Raw genomic sequence first — 13,519 nt, 5'->3', positions numbered from 1 at the left:
TTCTACAAAAATTAGATTGAATATCTCGCATTTAGTAAGGTTTTTGAAAGACCACCATAATAAGGTGGTCTTTTATTCTCTACTTTTAAAATACTTGTTGAAATTATATAGCCTGTTATTTAAACATAACATTTCCATAATATTGTTTAGGTAAACTAAAAACGTATGTTGAATTATTGAGTTTTATTTTTTTCTTCTAATTCAGTTAATTCTGCTGCAATTCGGTTTGCCCCATCATATTCAGCAAATATCTTTGGCATATCTATGAATTCTTTTTTGATTTTTTCCTGATTATCATGAGATACATAATTAACAACTACAACAATAATATCTGCCTCCCGTATTAAAGTACTTATCCTAGCCCATGACTCATACCCTTCTATTACTTCAGCCCTGTACCCATATTTGAGTAGCGTAAGTTTGTATGAGTTTTGATAAGCAATATTCCCTACAATCAAAATTTTCTTGCCTGTTTTTGCAATTTCTGAATTATAGTCTAATTTTATTCTATTTATTTTATTTTCTTTTCTAATAGGAATAGATATATTGCTTACTGCAATTTCCTCTGCACTCTTATCTATAAATAAATAATTATTGAATTCATCAATTCCTATAACTTGTCCCTCAAGTAGTTCCTTATTTTGGGGGATATTCTCTACAATAACCTTTTCTCCAGTAATCTTTTGCATAAACACTATATTATTTCTTATATCTATAGGTCCATATTCTACATTCTTATAATATTTAGATAGTGTGTAAAATTTGCTGTTATTAATCACGTTAACTATTGCATTATTCTTCACTATAACAATATTTTGTTCAGAAATATTAATTTTAGGTTCTTTATCAATTATAGCAGTAATCATAAGTTCTTCTTCCGTTTCAATGTCTCTTATTAAACATCCTCTTTTTAAAATCTTTAAGACATAAGCCACATAACAATTTTTAAGTTTTATGGATTTCATATAATCATCAGCAGTAAATTTAATTTGCCTATAATATTTTACAAGATTAATTCCTGAATCAACACTTATTACTTGTTTATCATTTAAATTAATATATGAAGGCACTTTTAACTCATCTAACTCATGCTCACCATTATAAAACAGCCATTTGCCTTCTTTATATAAGGCAAGGCCAAATTCTTTTATATTATTATCATGTTCTATGTAATAGTAGGGATAAGCCCACTTAAAACCAAATCTTTCATCAACTAATACAAATTGATTTTCGGCAATATAAGTATTGTCAGGAATATTTCGTATTTCAGCATGTTTTTTATCAGGAAAAACTATATAATGCTTATTGTTGTCAATTCTACAATAACCTATTTTATGGCTATTGTTTTCTACATTTGCGAACTGAGGATCTAAAACATCTAAATACGGCTCTACAACTTCACGAAGTTGCTTTGATAAACCATACTCATTCAAATACTTTTTTAAATTCAAAAACATTAATTCTGTATCGGAATGAGCCTTTTCAAGTTGCTCTTGTAATTCTTGGTTTTTATTTTTAGTTGATGAAATCAATTCATCTTTTTCCTTTACTTTATTTTCTAACATAATACATTCACGAGTAAAATCACTAAGTAATCTTTTAATAATCTTATATTCCCTTTCTTCATCTAAACAAACCATATAATCTCCCCTTATTTAACTCTTGTAATTCTCTATATAAGTATTCTACATATTGTACATGTATCCTCTTGTTACAGGTTAAAATCTGCATGTAACAACATAAAAATCACATAAGATAAATCTTATGTGACCTTTATATAAATCAATATATTAGACTCTGAATTAGAATTAAAATAAAAATTATATTAATTAAAGAGTTATCCTAAATCCTACACATTCCACTTGCATACCATAGATCTCTCTCAATGGGAAAAGGCCCGTCATAATAAAAAGGGTCCTTATTTTGAAAAAGTTTATCTTGATATATAGGTTGCTCTGACGTATTAAGTAAATTAAATGTTACCCCAAATATAATTATAAGAATTGATGCGACAAATGTTCTTCTTTTGATCTTTATCCCCACTCTTTCATTCATAAAAATCACCTCTTTAAAATCTATTATACTAATTTCTAATTTCTAATTTTTAATTTATATAAGTAATACTAATAATAGCAACATTAGAATATATATACCTGAAAAGAGAAGTTCAGTATTTAACCCCTTTACTTTTCTTGAACTACATATAAGTGTTAGTGCTGTAACTATAAGTATAGTAAGCATATAATAATTCTGTAATATAAAAGGAATCAAGAGTCCTATTAGTAAAGATAATGAATACGTTAAGGATTGAAGATTATTATTAGTTTTAGGATCTCGTAAATCTCGAAATATTTTTGAAAACATGGCAAAGTCCTCCTCTGTTTAATTCACTTTTTATTATTCTTTCTTAGATAGTAAATGTTAGAAACTTCTAAACCAATGATTGTACTAACCGTTATTGCTGTAATTATGATTTTAAAAATTATAGGTACAGGGGATAACCAACAAATAATTACATTAACAAGACTACATACTGTGCATATCTCTGAAAAATTTAAGGATGAATAATAATATTCAATCATAATAAAACAGGAAACAAGTGCAGTAAAAGCATATAAAATCATAAATATTTTTAAATCTAGTGAACTAGATTCTATCAATAAAGAATTGATCATATATAAATCCTCCAGTGCTATTTTTACTATTAATTACTGTAATTTTTTAATATCAAATACAATACCTCTACAAAACATTTCATCATCTTCTAAAATATTAAAAGTCGCATGAGTTATGTCAGTTTCATAGGTCCAAGGAATCTGATCTTCTTTACACCACAACACATTTATAATCTTGTATTTTAACTTTGCTAGTTGTGAATGGCTACAATTACACGCACAGTTTGTAAATATACCTTCATTATTAACAAATATTTGTCCACCATCATAGGAGTTTATCTCGTCATTAATTACTCCTCTTAATTCTGTATTGTCATCCGAATAACCAAATACTACTACAAACCCTAATTCTTTTGCTAAATCACATTCGTCTTTTGTTATTTCGTCTCCATACTCCCTGCCGTTTAACATATTGGCAAATTCTTGTATGTTCATATATATCATCCTTTCTTTGTTACCTATATTTTTTCAATTCTTGCTCCATTTTGTTTTTAATTTACTTTGCTTCATTTATTCATCCCATTTTTTAATATTTTTCAATTAAGTTTTAATTTAAAATAAGAAGTTATATAATTTCTCCAACAACACTTGAGCCTTTTTGCTTATAAAGAATGTTTTTATAATGATCCTTTATTGTCCTATTGCACTCTATTATATTTTTTATTTTTGGCTCATAATAAGCACCCTCACACCCTTCAACCGATATTCCAACAGAATCATTAATTGATTCTATAAGATTTAAAGTTTGACATTGTAATACTACATATTTAATGAATATTTCGACAATATCAGCATCAAACATGATGCCAGTATTTTTAATTATAAAGTCTAATGCCTCTGATGGATCCATACCTTTTCTATAGATCCTGTTAGATGTTAATGCATCATAGACATCAGCCACAGAAATTATCCTACCTAAAAGACTTATTTTCTTACCACACTTGCCGTATGGATAGCCTGTTCCGTCAAACTTTTCATGATGCTCACAGATCCCTAACTTCACTTGATAAGATAAATTTTCATAATCTCTCAAAAGATCGTATCCTAATTCTGCATGTTTTTTCATTACAGAAAATTCTTCATCTGTAAGTTTTCCCGGTTTATTAAGAATATCTAATGGAACTAACGTCTTACCTAAATCATGCAAGATAGCAGCAAGTCCTAAGTCGGATAATTCTTTGTCATTAAAGCCTACTCCTATTCCTATAATAATGGAAATAACCATAACGTTTACAGAATGTAAATATGTATATTCATCAAACAGTCTCATATCACTTGCGTGATTGATAAGATTAATATCGCCTAATAACCGATCTAAAACTTTATGTGCTACTCTCATGGCTACCTCTAAATTGTCACTTCTTATTTTCTTAATTGTTTCAATTTCTATAAATGCCGATTCCATAATGTTTAACATAGTATTTTTAATTTTTGCATTTCTTGCATCCTCTTTAGATTCATTTTGGGATGAATAACTCATTCTGTACTCCTCCTTATCAAATAAGTGATAATGCCCTCTTATTTCTTAACATAACACACAAATTTAATTGTACTTGCCTTCGTTATTTATATTTGCGATAAAAAAGACTGTCGATATAATATCAACAGTCTTTATAGCACTCAGATTCATATTGTATTTATATAATTTGCTTTAAGTCCTTAGAATAGAATATATCTTCAATATAATCCTCCGCATCTTTAAGATTAAATACTCTAAAACATCCAGATACTCCTTGATTGTGAGGCATATCATAGATAATTCCTTCACCTATTTCAGCAAAATCAATTAAATTATGTTCCGCATCATCTATTAAAATATCTCCCCATACAGAACTCTTGTCATTACAAGAAACAAAATGTTTTTCATTAAAAAATGGCATATGCTTTCTAATCCATTTTAATTTTTCTTTATAAGCATTAGGCATAGAGGCTGTTACAATGCGAATATCGTACTTTCCACATAAATACATTCTTTTTATTACCTCTATTGAATCATTCTTAGGTCGAAGATTTAGAAAAAAGCCTTCCTCTTTCATAATACTAATTGATTCTTCTCCATAATGTTCTGCTAAATTCCAAGTTTTACATTGGTCTATAGTATAATTTGTACAATTTCTATCATTTAAAATCTTAACTATAGCCCCTAAAAAGTCTACAATCACATCATCCATATCTAGCAATATTCTTGGTTTTCTTGTATTTAACTTAATTGGAACTTTCAGAGCCTTCCTGTCCAATATCATGTAATAACCTCCAATTCATTTATCTTCTATTATTTTAAATTTATCTTTATACTTGTTTAGCGATAAAATAAGATCTCCTGAAGATGTTTCGATTTTAATAGTTTTATTAGGATACATCATCTTAATGGTTCCTTCTATTTCATTAAGATTTCTATCCGAAACAATTGTGATTTTAGAACCAATCTTAATTCCAAATTCTTTTTCATATTCTTCATTCATTAATCTTAAATTCCTGATAAGTTTTTTAAAATTTCTATGTCTCATACTAGTCATCTATAAAAACAAGGATTTTTCAATATTTTGTAGTGTCGAGTAGTCTTTTATAGCATGAAACCTATCTAAATATTCTCCGTTGTAATTAACTTTTGAGTAAAACATATCTTTAGGCCTGAGCCATAATCTATGATTATCATACAATGATTCATAAAGTATATATTCATCAAGTGAATCATAAGTAATTGCTTCTGCTAGTATTCTATAGAATTGCTTATTCTTATAATGTTTACATATGTTCTTTGAGTGGAATCTTGCCTTAAACGCAACTTCTTTAAGATTGAAATCACTATCTAATGACTTTATTATTTTCATAGGAATAATCCTAAATAATAAAATTGATTTTATAATCAGATAATCTTCCCCACTCTCCGTATGTGTTGCTATATTTACTATGTCATACGGAATTTTATCAATATATAATTTCTTTTTTTCTTTATTTAAAGTAATAACAACCATAATATTGTCCTCCTTATTAATTGTCCTGATAAATATTTTGTAATTATAGTTTATTATTTTGAGTTATTTAGAGTATAGTTTTAATTCTTTTATAAATTCTAAAACTCCCAGATTATTTCTATCAACTATACCTAGATTTATACAAGTTAAAGTGTTCGACTCAAGTTGTGTCAATCCTAAATCTCTTATAGCAGCATAGCCTTCCTTTTCTAGTTCCTCTAATTTACTTTGAGAGCAAGATAAAATTATTTTCTTTCGATTTTTTCTGTAATGATTAAGTATTTCTTCGTCATAAAATTTCTTCTCATAAAGTACCTCGACTGCATGACCTACTTGTCCTGCTAACTTACCTTTTCCTATTTTAATATCATTATTTACTAAAATATACATTGCTAAATTCATCAATATCCGCCTTCTCTCTTTCTATTTTTCTTTGTAATATAAAGTTTTCTAACACAAGTTCAGTCTTACTTGCTATTTCCTCATTGTCGATAATTTCTTGTGCTGCTGTTTCGTCAACCATAATGACATTGGCATCTTCACTATCGGATTGATGAATTATACTGACATCTCCTCGACATTCACCATATACAATAATAATTTTTTCATTCGTTATCCCAATGGCAGAATATCTAGGTTTACCAATCTTATCGATTTTAAATAACTCTAATCCTGTTTCCTCGAAAAACTCTCTTTTAGCAACTTCTTCAGGAACTTCCCCTTCACGAACCATTCCACCCGGCAAATTAAATATGTAACTATTTGGGTGTATTCTAAATTCTTTTAGCAAAACAAGTTTATTGGTTGGCTTATGAATAGCACAAATGGCTATTCCATCTACATTTCTTTTTTTATTAAATATTTCTTCTCTTACAACATCTACAGAATTTCTAGTTACTATATCCCATACTTTTTCTTTTCCATTTCTATCTAAATACTGAATAGACAATATTTTAAGTCTTTCGCTTTGACCGGATCCTTTTATATCTAAAACCTTTATTTTTTCACTCATTTAAATGCCTCCTGTATAGATTTGCAATTTATAATAATCTCTTATATATAGGATTTTCAAGGATTTACTAATCTTCATTATTTAGAGTTTATCTTATGTAACATAACATATAAACTATTATTTGAATCCTAAATATGTTTTAGATATAATAAATTTGCCTGATTTTAATTTAAGCAAAATATATATTATTTCAGTAATATTAGATAAGGAGAAGGAATTGTGGTAAAAATACAGATGTCGTATGAGTACGATTTTGATATTAAAAAAGAATATACAACAATAGAGGTCGCAGAAATATTGGGAGTTAGTAGCAGGTATGTTCAGAGACTATTAAAACAAGGGAAAATAGAATTTCTGCACAAAGCAACAACTAGAACGGGTGGACACATAATTTCTGGAAAGATGATAGTTGATTTCATAATAAGGTATCAACTAACAAAAGGTACTGTTATAAAAGTTTCATAGAAGATTATACTTTAATTGTTTTCTAAATTTAAAAGGTCAGGATGTCCTGACCTTTATTATAACTTCAATTTTTCTATTAATTCTATCATACAAGACCAAAGTACATCACAGAGTATACCACCATATTTTACTATAATACTATTGCTAGTATTAATTTTTATTTCAATATCATAGCCATAAAATTCATTTAAAATTCTATTATTGTTTTGGTAACAGCAGTTAATTTCCCTTGAGTTAGTTGCGGTTCAAATTTTTTCTCCATAATCTGCATTGACGTAAGGCTATCAAGTTCATGAAGAATTTTTTGAAGAATCATTAATTCCTTTTCATCATATTCAAATTCTTCAATATGAAAAAGAGTTTTAATATATTTACCATAATTACTATCAGAAACAATTATTATTTCTTTTGAATTTAAAACTTCAAGCAATTCCTCCAATCCTTCGGGTTTAGGAGTATATCCATCATATAAAAAATCACAATTCAGAATTTTATCTTTAAAATTCTTTAGATACTCCTTTTCATAATAAAAAAGTAGCAGTTGAAGTTTTGTATAGTATAACTTATATTGTGCATACTTTCCAAAGTATAAAACTGCCTTTATAGTGTTCATTTGCTTTTCTAATGGTTTCTTAGCCATAGTTAATACCTCCATTAAATTAATTTAAATCCTATATACACATATCTCTTATGTAATATAGTCAATTGTTAGACGCTAATTCAAGTAAAAAGTGCCTATAGTACTAGGCACCTTTAACTTTGAACTAAAAAGTAGAGAACCCACTCCATTCTTAAAAATGATAGATAAGAGTCTTTATAAAAGAATCCACTTTATAATTTTCATAATGGACAGTATAATATGTACCTTTATTAGTCCATATTCTATCAAAATAAATTTTCATACTATTACATAATATAGTATCCTTAGAAGTTTTGGTTATTACTTTTGTTTCCAAATTATAATCATCTACATTTCTTCTAGTTAAATTAGCAGAACCATACATTGCTATAAATTTTTCTTCTTTTTCTATTGTAACTATTTTAGTATGAAATTGTTCCCATGGGTATCATACCACTTTATTCTTATAAAAGTGTTTTAAGATTATTCATTGTCATATCCTCAAAATTACATTTTACTTGCGATTAAATACATCATGCCTTTTAAATCATCCATCTTACTTTGTTCTTTCTCAATAGTATCAATTAACTCTTTTACCTTTTCAAAAACTTCTGTCCCTTCTTCTACTTCTCTAAATATTGCCATTGCTTTTTGATGGATTTTAGTAAAACTTGGCTTTTCCAATTTTTGATTTAATTCAAATTCTAATTTCGCATCCATATATGATCCTCCTCTACAGGTTTAATATTTCATTTATCCTTCCAAATGCAATCCCATTTTAAATAAATATTTTTTAGTATAACAATGATAGGATACAGACCTTGTTTATTAATCTGTTTATAATACAAATTCATTCTGATATTCAATATAGCAAGAAGGACATGCATACATGCTTAACTTCTTACCCTCTAGTGTCATCTTTACTCCTTCTTCAAGTGCTTCTCTCTCTGTTTCAAAAGGTGTTCCCTCCATATTACATCCGTCTAATTGACACATTGCTTTATAAACATACCACTTTTCATCTTCTTCCTGTTCCACAACAAATTTTGAAATCTGATACATTTCTTTAATAGTTAAATTAGCAATATCTTCTGTTTTAATAGAAGCATCCTCTGTAATAAAGTCAATTTCTTCAGCAGCGGATTGCTCCCACTCTTTTATAGCACTTTCCTCAACATTATTAATATCTAATGTTTCAATTTTATCTGTTAAATTTTCTATGTTTTTTAATATGTCCTTTTTTAACATTTGCATATCTATTCTTGTTTCAAGTAAAGAATCATCAATTCTATTTGTCCATAAAATTAATATAACACCTATAATAAGATTAATAATCCCGATAATTAAAATAGCAGTTAACATAGAAATCCTCTCCTTTTTAAATTAATTTTTACCTTTGTAATCATTTACCAAATATGCGACTCCTTTGCTATGATTACTATCAAACCATCTCCATACATCTTCATATTTATCTGAACCTTTTGTCCAAATAAAATAATTATCATCAAGACATTCATCTTCATCAATCGGTATATCTCCTAAATGGTCCCATATATCCTCAATTTCTTCATCAGTTAATTTCCTTTGAGGTAAATTCACCAATACTCCGCCTCTATGGTACTTAATGCCCATAAATTCTTCAAATGATATATTCTCTAATTGCATATCTGACATTTAAAATCCCTCCCTAAATTTCATAAATACTTATTGTACTAATGAAGTATAATCAATAAGTAAAATCAAATTCAAGAAATAAAAAATGACCTAATTTTTAAGTCATTCGATATAATTTGCATTAATAAGTTACACACTGATATTACTATCACTTACGATAATATTATTTAAGATAATAGTTTAAATTTCTTAATATAAATAAAAACTCCTTATAAATTTTTTGCATAAAAAAGCACCCCTATTTTTAGGTGCTTGTATTATTTATTATTAAAATTTAGTTTTTGTTCCTTACACCACATATTGTAATAGACCTCATAAACCTTTTTGCTCCCTTATCTGATAGCCCTAATTTTTTTTGAATTAATATCTCAATTTTTTGTTTCTCAAAATTCATAAATGCAACAACATGTTCTCCGCAAGAAATTACTTTAATAACTTCCTCAATATTTTCTTCTGAAATATATTCTCTAAAAATAATATAATCAGGCCTTGTCATTAACAGGTTGCCTTTCATAGTGACATATTTACCGTTAGAGAAAATTAACATATCCGCTATTCCTGCATACGATGAAGGTGCAATTATATAATTTGAATTAGACTCAATATTTCTCATTTTAGAATCCACCACTCCAACCTTATTAAAGTTTTTACATAACCTTTCAACTAATTCCTTAATTTTTTCATCTTCATACTCTCTATCTGTAATAAAGATACCAGAAAAACTTTGATGATTAATTCGTTCATATTCTTGTATTTGCTTATATACCTTATCCACCTTATTTCACTCCTTTATATATGTGTCTTGCTTTTTATTTAAAATAACATATAAAATCAAAAGAACTACATAAACTTTTGTCTAAGTTTATGTAGTTCTTTTTTTGATTGTTTACTGTTTCTGTTTAAAAACTTATCTTTAGTAGTTAAATGAACATGAGCCTTTTGACTCGTGTTGTGTCGCCCTAGTTTTCCCTCACCCTCAATCAGCATTTTTGTCGCATCTAACGTAATACTGTTTTCTGTTTTCTTTTTTACATGATTCAAAAAAGTCTTTTTATTTTTTTTCTTAGTCATATAAAATCCTCCTTTAATATGAACTCAATTCTAAATATAACATATTTTTTATATTTTATTTCAATACAAATATTTAGATCAAGTAAAGCATAAAAGACATGTTTATTTGAAATTCAATTTTAAAACCCTTATAGTATCAACAAGAATATCTAATTAAAGGAGTGGTTCTCATGTTTAAAAAAATATTTATGGGCATGATTATTGGAATAGTATCTGGATGGCTACTCACATTTTTAGGTGTAGAACAAATTCTAGTAGGAGGAGTTTTTAATATTATTGATCCAAATATAGGTATTTATTTTTATTATATTCTTTTTTGTATTATAGGTATTATTATTTCTCCAAAATAGGGCTGTCGAAACCATCGACAGTCTTTTTTATGTTAAAAGAGATCTCTTTTAGTCGCACATACGTGTTCAAAGGAGTGCTGCGAATAATAAAATATTTCTATCAGTTATATATACAGTACACGAAAATCTTGGGAGACTTGCTATGAACTAAATATTACATCAAAAACTTTTCATTATATTAAGGAAATGAGTCACATGCTCTTTGCTCTAAAATATGCATATTATCATGCAATTAGTTCATAAAAATAGCAGGAGATTCCCTTACTGTTTATTTTTTACTATTTATCACGAATAATTTCATTATACATTTTATACTAATGTTTTTTAGATTGATTCTGCTATTCAAATATCCACCTTGATTTCTCTAAGTTAAATATCAGTATTATAAAAAAAGAGTAAGGTATATCTTATATACCTTACCTTACTCTAAATATTTATATATAATGGGTATCAAAAAAACTGTGTGGATGGAGTTATAGTTTACTATCTTATAATTTCTGTAAGATGATTGATATATCTGAACCTAATCTTCTCCACAGAAGATAGTTATAGAATTCAAACATACTTTAAATCTTTAGCCAATTCTTAGATAATTCTGCCCGTTTATCGTGTAAATTTTTTAATTGTTCTTTTAAAATTATTAATTTATTTTGCTCTTTTCTTATATCTTCTTCACTGTAATCTTCTTTGTTTTCCTTCATATAATCTAATCCGAATTCCGAACAATCAATTTTTTCACATATTCCTTTGACACTATTAGTTAATTCAATATCTAAACTATATGCTTCAAAACTAACTTCTCGAATTATTTCTTTTTTTAATAAATCTTCTAAATTTGCTTTATTTGTAAAAGAAACATAATCAAAATCTCTATAAGCAGAAGAGAATATAATATCTCCGTTATCATAAATTAGGTAATCACTCATTTGAGGGTGTGGTACCCCTAAAGTAGAGTGATAAGTTCCCATATTAGGGCATTCATCATACATAGGCAATACTATGTATGGTTTTAAATTTGTATCCATATTTTTTACTAATTTATAATACTGAACCTTTTTATTTTCCATATTCATTTTTAATAAATACCTCCATTTTTACAAAAAGCAACACACTTTTTAATTTTTATACATTTCGTTCTAATATAAAAACTTGGCTTATCAGTACACTTTTTTAGAAACCCTATATAATTAATTTAAAACCTCTTTTTTATATAAACTCACGAATTAATTTAGATGCCTTGTCACAAGCGACTACTGGTAATAAATGTGATACCTTAGAAATTACTTCTACCTTAGAATCCTCTATTATTTCTTTTAATTCCATTGCATGTTCAACAGTAGTTAATTCATCTTTTTCACCTGCAACTATTAATACTGGGATATCAATATCAATTAGTTTATGTCTTATATCATAATTATTCCCAGTAATAAAATCTTTTATGGTGACACTATCAGACTCAAATGCTCTTTTATTAAACAAGAACTTTAAAAGTCTTAAATCAAAAGGTGAACCAGACCACTTTAGAATTTGAAACTTATCTATTTTTCCGTTTTTCAACTTATCAATAAACTTTTTATCTATACTAATTTTCCCACCGGAATTAAGAATAATGAGTCTTTTTATTGATGGTATTTTTTCTAACCCTAATAATAAAACTACTAAGCCCCCTAGAGAATGACCTACTACAGATATATCATCACCTAATTCATTTTTTAGACTTTCAATGAATATTTTTAATGATGGTATATACTTATCAAGTGAATCAGGAACTTCTCCAAGAGAACCTTGATGTCCCGGAAGATTAATTAGAACACATTTACAATCTTCTAATTTGGATGCTATTGGTTTAAGCATTTCCATATTTCCTCCTGCACCATGAATAAAAAGTATTGTTTTATTACTTTCTAAAGATCCAATAATTTCATAAAATATTCCACTGTTTTTTTCTATTTTTGTATTCATAATAGCCACTCCTTATAATTTTATATTCCTAATTAAAAATCTTTAATCAAGATAAATAATAACTGCCTACAATTTCAACTTTTTTTCTAAATTATAAAAGAAAATTATCTATTTCTTATTCCTGTATACTCTGTTGCCTTTACCCTTTTTACTCTTAATGCTATTCTCCATAGCCTCCCTAAATCTGTAACATCTAGAACTTCACTATCTCTCCAATGACATAATGCATATAATTTTATTTTTTCTAATATAGTGTTTAAACTTGGATTAAACTCTCCAAAATAGCAGGTTAAATGCTGCTGTGTAATCCCATTTAATATATTTACATATGGTTTAGGCATTGTAATAAACATATATCCGTCTTCTATAAGTAAGAATATATCTGGCAAAAACCTATTAGGAAATCCGTATGGATCCAAGTCAATAACGTCATATTTTCTCTTTTCATGTATTAATTTATGAAATAATAAATAACTATCACCTGTTTTAAGTTTTTTATCGTAGCACTCTACCTCATTAGCATTCGCATACTTCTCATATGTTTTTGTTAGATTTCCTTGTCCTGCAAAGAATTCCACTATTTTAAGGTTTCTTTTATCTTTCAATATTTTTTCTATCTGCTCTATCTTTTCTTTAGGATGGTGTACTTCATTAGCATTATGTTTTTGCTTTTCTCTAACTACATCATGCCTAATTGCTCTATATGATTTAGCCAA

General features: G+C 27.4%; 22 protein-coding genes and 1 pseudogene. 2 read left to right on the top strand and 21 right to left on the bottom strand.

Annotated features, from left to right (window positions below; all coding sequences use genetic code 11):
• Window positions 1-173: 173 nt before the first annotated feature.
• From HYG84_RS17825 to HYG84_RS17775, 11 genes are all read right to left on the bottom strand, one after another.
• Window positions 174-1,640: a DUF2325 domain-containing protein gene (locus HYG84_RS17825; RefSeq protein WP_212382904.1), complete on the bottom strand. Its 1,467-nt coding sequence runs from the start codon at window positions 1,638-1,640 to the stop codon at window positions 174-176.
• 202 nt (window positions 1,641-1,842) lie between these two features.
• Complete coding sequence (locus HYG84_RS17820; RefSeq protein ID WP_212382902.1) at window positions 1,843-2,055, bottom strand: hypothetical protein; 213 nt, start codon at window positions 2,053-2,055, stop codon at window positions 1,843-1,845.
• A gap of 54 nt (window positions 2,056-2,109) precedes the next feature.
• On the bottom strand, window positions 2,110-2,364 hold the full coding sequence (locus HYG84_RS17815) for a hypothetical protein (RefSeq protein ID WP_212382900.1): 255 nt from the start codon (window positions 2,362-2,364) through the stop codon (window positions 2,110-2,112).
• Window positions 2,365-2,387: 23 nt separating this feature from the next.
• Window positions 2,388-2,675 (bottom strand): hypothetical protein, encoded by a 288-nt coding sequence (locus HYG84_RS17810; RefSeq protein WP_212382898.1) that lies wholly within the window; start codon window positions 2,673-2,675, stop codon window positions 2,388-2,390.
• Window positions 2,676-2,708: 33 nt separating this feature from the next.
• Entirely contained in the window at window positions 2,709-3,110 is a 402-nt protein-coding gene (locus HYG84_RS17805) for a hypothetical protein (RefSeq protein ID WP_212382896.1), read from the bottom strand.
• A 130-nt stretch (window positions 3,111-3,240) separates the two neighbouring features.
• Entirely contained in the window at window positions 3,241-4,155 is a 915-nt protein-coding gene (locus HYG84_RS17800; protein ID WP_212382894.1) for an HD-GYP domain-containing protein, read from the bottom strand.
• Window positions 4,156-4,312: 157 nt separating this feature from the next.
• Complete coding sequence (locus HYG84_RS17795) at window positions 4,313-4,918, bottom strand: 5' nucleotidase, NT5C type (RefSeq protein WP_212382892.1); 606 nt, start codon at window positions 4,916-4,918, stop codon at window positions 4,313-4,315.
• A 15-nt stretch (window positions 4,919-4,933) separates the two neighbouring features.
• Complete coding sequence (locus tag HYG84_RS17790) at window positions 4,934-5,182, bottom strand: hypothetical protein (RefSeq protein ID WP_212382891.1); 249 nt, start codon at window positions 5,180-5,182, stop codon at window positions 4,934-4,936.
• Window positions 5,183-5,191: 9 nt separating this feature from the next.
• Window positions 5,192-5,650 (bottom strand): DUF1653 domain-containing protein, encoded by a 459-nt coding sequence (locus tag HYG84_RS17785; RefSeq protein ID WP_212382889.1) that lies wholly within the window; start codon window positions 5,648-5,650, stop codon window positions 5,192-5,194.
• 63 nt (window positions 5,651-5,713) lie between these two features.
• The gene (locus tag HYG84_RS17780) at window positions 5,714-6,052 is read right to left on the bottom strand and encodes an aminoacyl-tRNA hydrolase (RefSeq protein ID WP_249168775.1); all 339 of its coding nucleotides are present in this window, start codon (window positions 6,050-6,052) and stop codon (window positions 5,714-5,716) included.
• Window positions 6,021-6,662 (bottom strand): NUDIX hydrolase, encoded by a 642-nt coding sequence (locus HYG84_RS17775; protein ID WP_212382885.1) that lies wholly within the window; start codon window positions 6,660-6,662, stop codon window positions 6,021-6,023. The genes HYG84_RS17780 and HYG84_RS17775 overlap by 32 nt, the downstream gene beginning before the upstream one ends.
• Window positions 6,663-6,881: 219 nt before the next feature.
• On the opposite strand from HYG84_RS17775, the gene HYG84_RS17770 reads away from it, so the two are divergent.
• Entirely contained in the window at window positions 6,882-7,127 is a 246-nt protein-coding gene (locus HYG84_RS17770) for a helix-turn-helix domain-containing protein (protein WP_212382884.1), read from the top strand.
• Between the two features lie 187 nt (window positions 7,128-7,314).
• On the opposite strand, the gene HYG84_RS17765 is transcribed toward HYG84_RS17770, so the two are convergent.
• The 7 genes and pseudogenes from HYG84_RS17765 to HYG84_RS17735 form a co-directional block, all read right to left on the bottom strand.
• The gene (locus tag HYG84_RS17765) at window positions 7,315-7,767 is read right to left on the bottom strand and encodes a hypothetical protein (protein ID WP_212382883.1); all 453 of its coding nucleotides are present in this window, start codon (window positions 7,765-7,767) and stop codon (window positions 7,315-7,317) included.
• 151 nt (window positions 7,768-7,918) lie between these two features.
• Window positions 7,919-8,173: pseudogene (locus HYG84_RS17760) on the bottom strand (phospholipase); the annotation flags it as partial.
• Between the two features lie 80 nt (window positions 8,174-8,253).
• A complete protein-coding gene (locus tag HYG84_RS17755) occupies window positions 8,254-8,466 on the bottom strand; it encodes a hypothetical protein (protein WP_212382882.1) in 213 nt (70 codons plus the stop codon).
• 117 nt (window positions 8,467-8,583) lie between these two features.
• Window positions 8,584-9,108, bottom strand: a complete 525-nt coding sequence (locus tag HYG84_RS17750; RefSeq protein ID WP_212382881.1) for a hypothetical protein — start codon at window positions 9,106-9,108, stop codon at window positions 8,584-8,586.
• A gap of 21 nt (window positions 9,109-9,129) precedes the next feature.
• Window positions 9,130-9,420, bottom strand: a complete 291-nt coding sequence (locus HYG84_RS17745; protein ID WP_212382880.1) for a hypothetical protein — start codon at window positions 9,418-9,420, stop codon at window positions 9,130-9,132.
• Window positions 9,421-9,694: 274 nt separating this feature from the next.
• Entirely contained in the window at window positions 9,695-10,195 is a 501-nt protein-coding gene (locus HYG84_RS17740; RefSeq protein WP_212382879.1) for a hypothetical protein, read from the bottom strand.
• Window positions 10,196-10,260: 65 nt separating this feature from the next.
• Entirely contained in the window at window positions 10,261-10,491 is a 231-nt protein-coding gene (locus HYG84_RS17735) for a hypothetical protein (protein WP_212382877.1), read from the bottom strand.
• A 170-nt stretch (window positions 10,492-10,661) separates the two neighbouring features.
• Between HYG84_RS17735 and HYG84_RS17730 the strand changes: the two genes are divergently transcribed.
• Window positions 10,662-10,841, top strand: coding sequence for a hypothetical protein (locus HYG84_RS17730; RefSeq protein ID WP_212382875.1), 180 nt, complete (start codon window positions 10,662-10,664; stop codon window positions 10,839-10,841).
• 566 nt (window positions 10,842-11,407) lie between these two features.
• Here the strand turns inward: HYG84_RS17730 and HYG84_RS17725 are convergent.
• From HYG84_RS17725 to HYG84_RS17715, 3 genes are all read right to left on the bottom strand, one after another.
• Entirely contained in the window at window positions 11,408-11,914 is a 507-nt protein-coding gene (locus tag HYG84_RS17725; protein ID WP_212382873.1) for a hypothetical protein, read from the bottom strand.
• Window positions 11,915-12,047: 133 nt separating this feature from the next.
• Window positions 12,048-12,803 carry an alpha/beta fold hydrolase gene (locus tag HYG84_RS17720; protein WP_212382872.1) on the bottom strand — a complete coding sequence of 252 codons (756 nt, stop codon included), beginning with the start codon at window positions 12,801-12,803 and terminating at the stop codon, window positions 12,048-12,050.
• Between the two features lie 104 nt (window positions 12,804-12,907).
• The gene (locus HYG84_RS17715; protein ID WP_212382871.1) at window positions 12,908-13,519 is read right to left on the bottom strand and encodes a hypothetical protein; all 612 of its coding nucleotides are present in this window, start codon (window positions 13,517-13,519) and stop codon (window positions 12,908-12,910) included.

It is taken from the genome of Alkaliphilus sp. B6464, from assembly GCF_018141165.1.
Lineage (GTDB): Bacteria > Bacillota > Clostridia > Peptostreptococcales > Natronincolaceae > Alkaliphilus_B.
The sequence above is the reverse complement of the archived record's forward strand: the minus strand, read 5'-3'. Positions and strand labels throughout refer to the sequence as shown.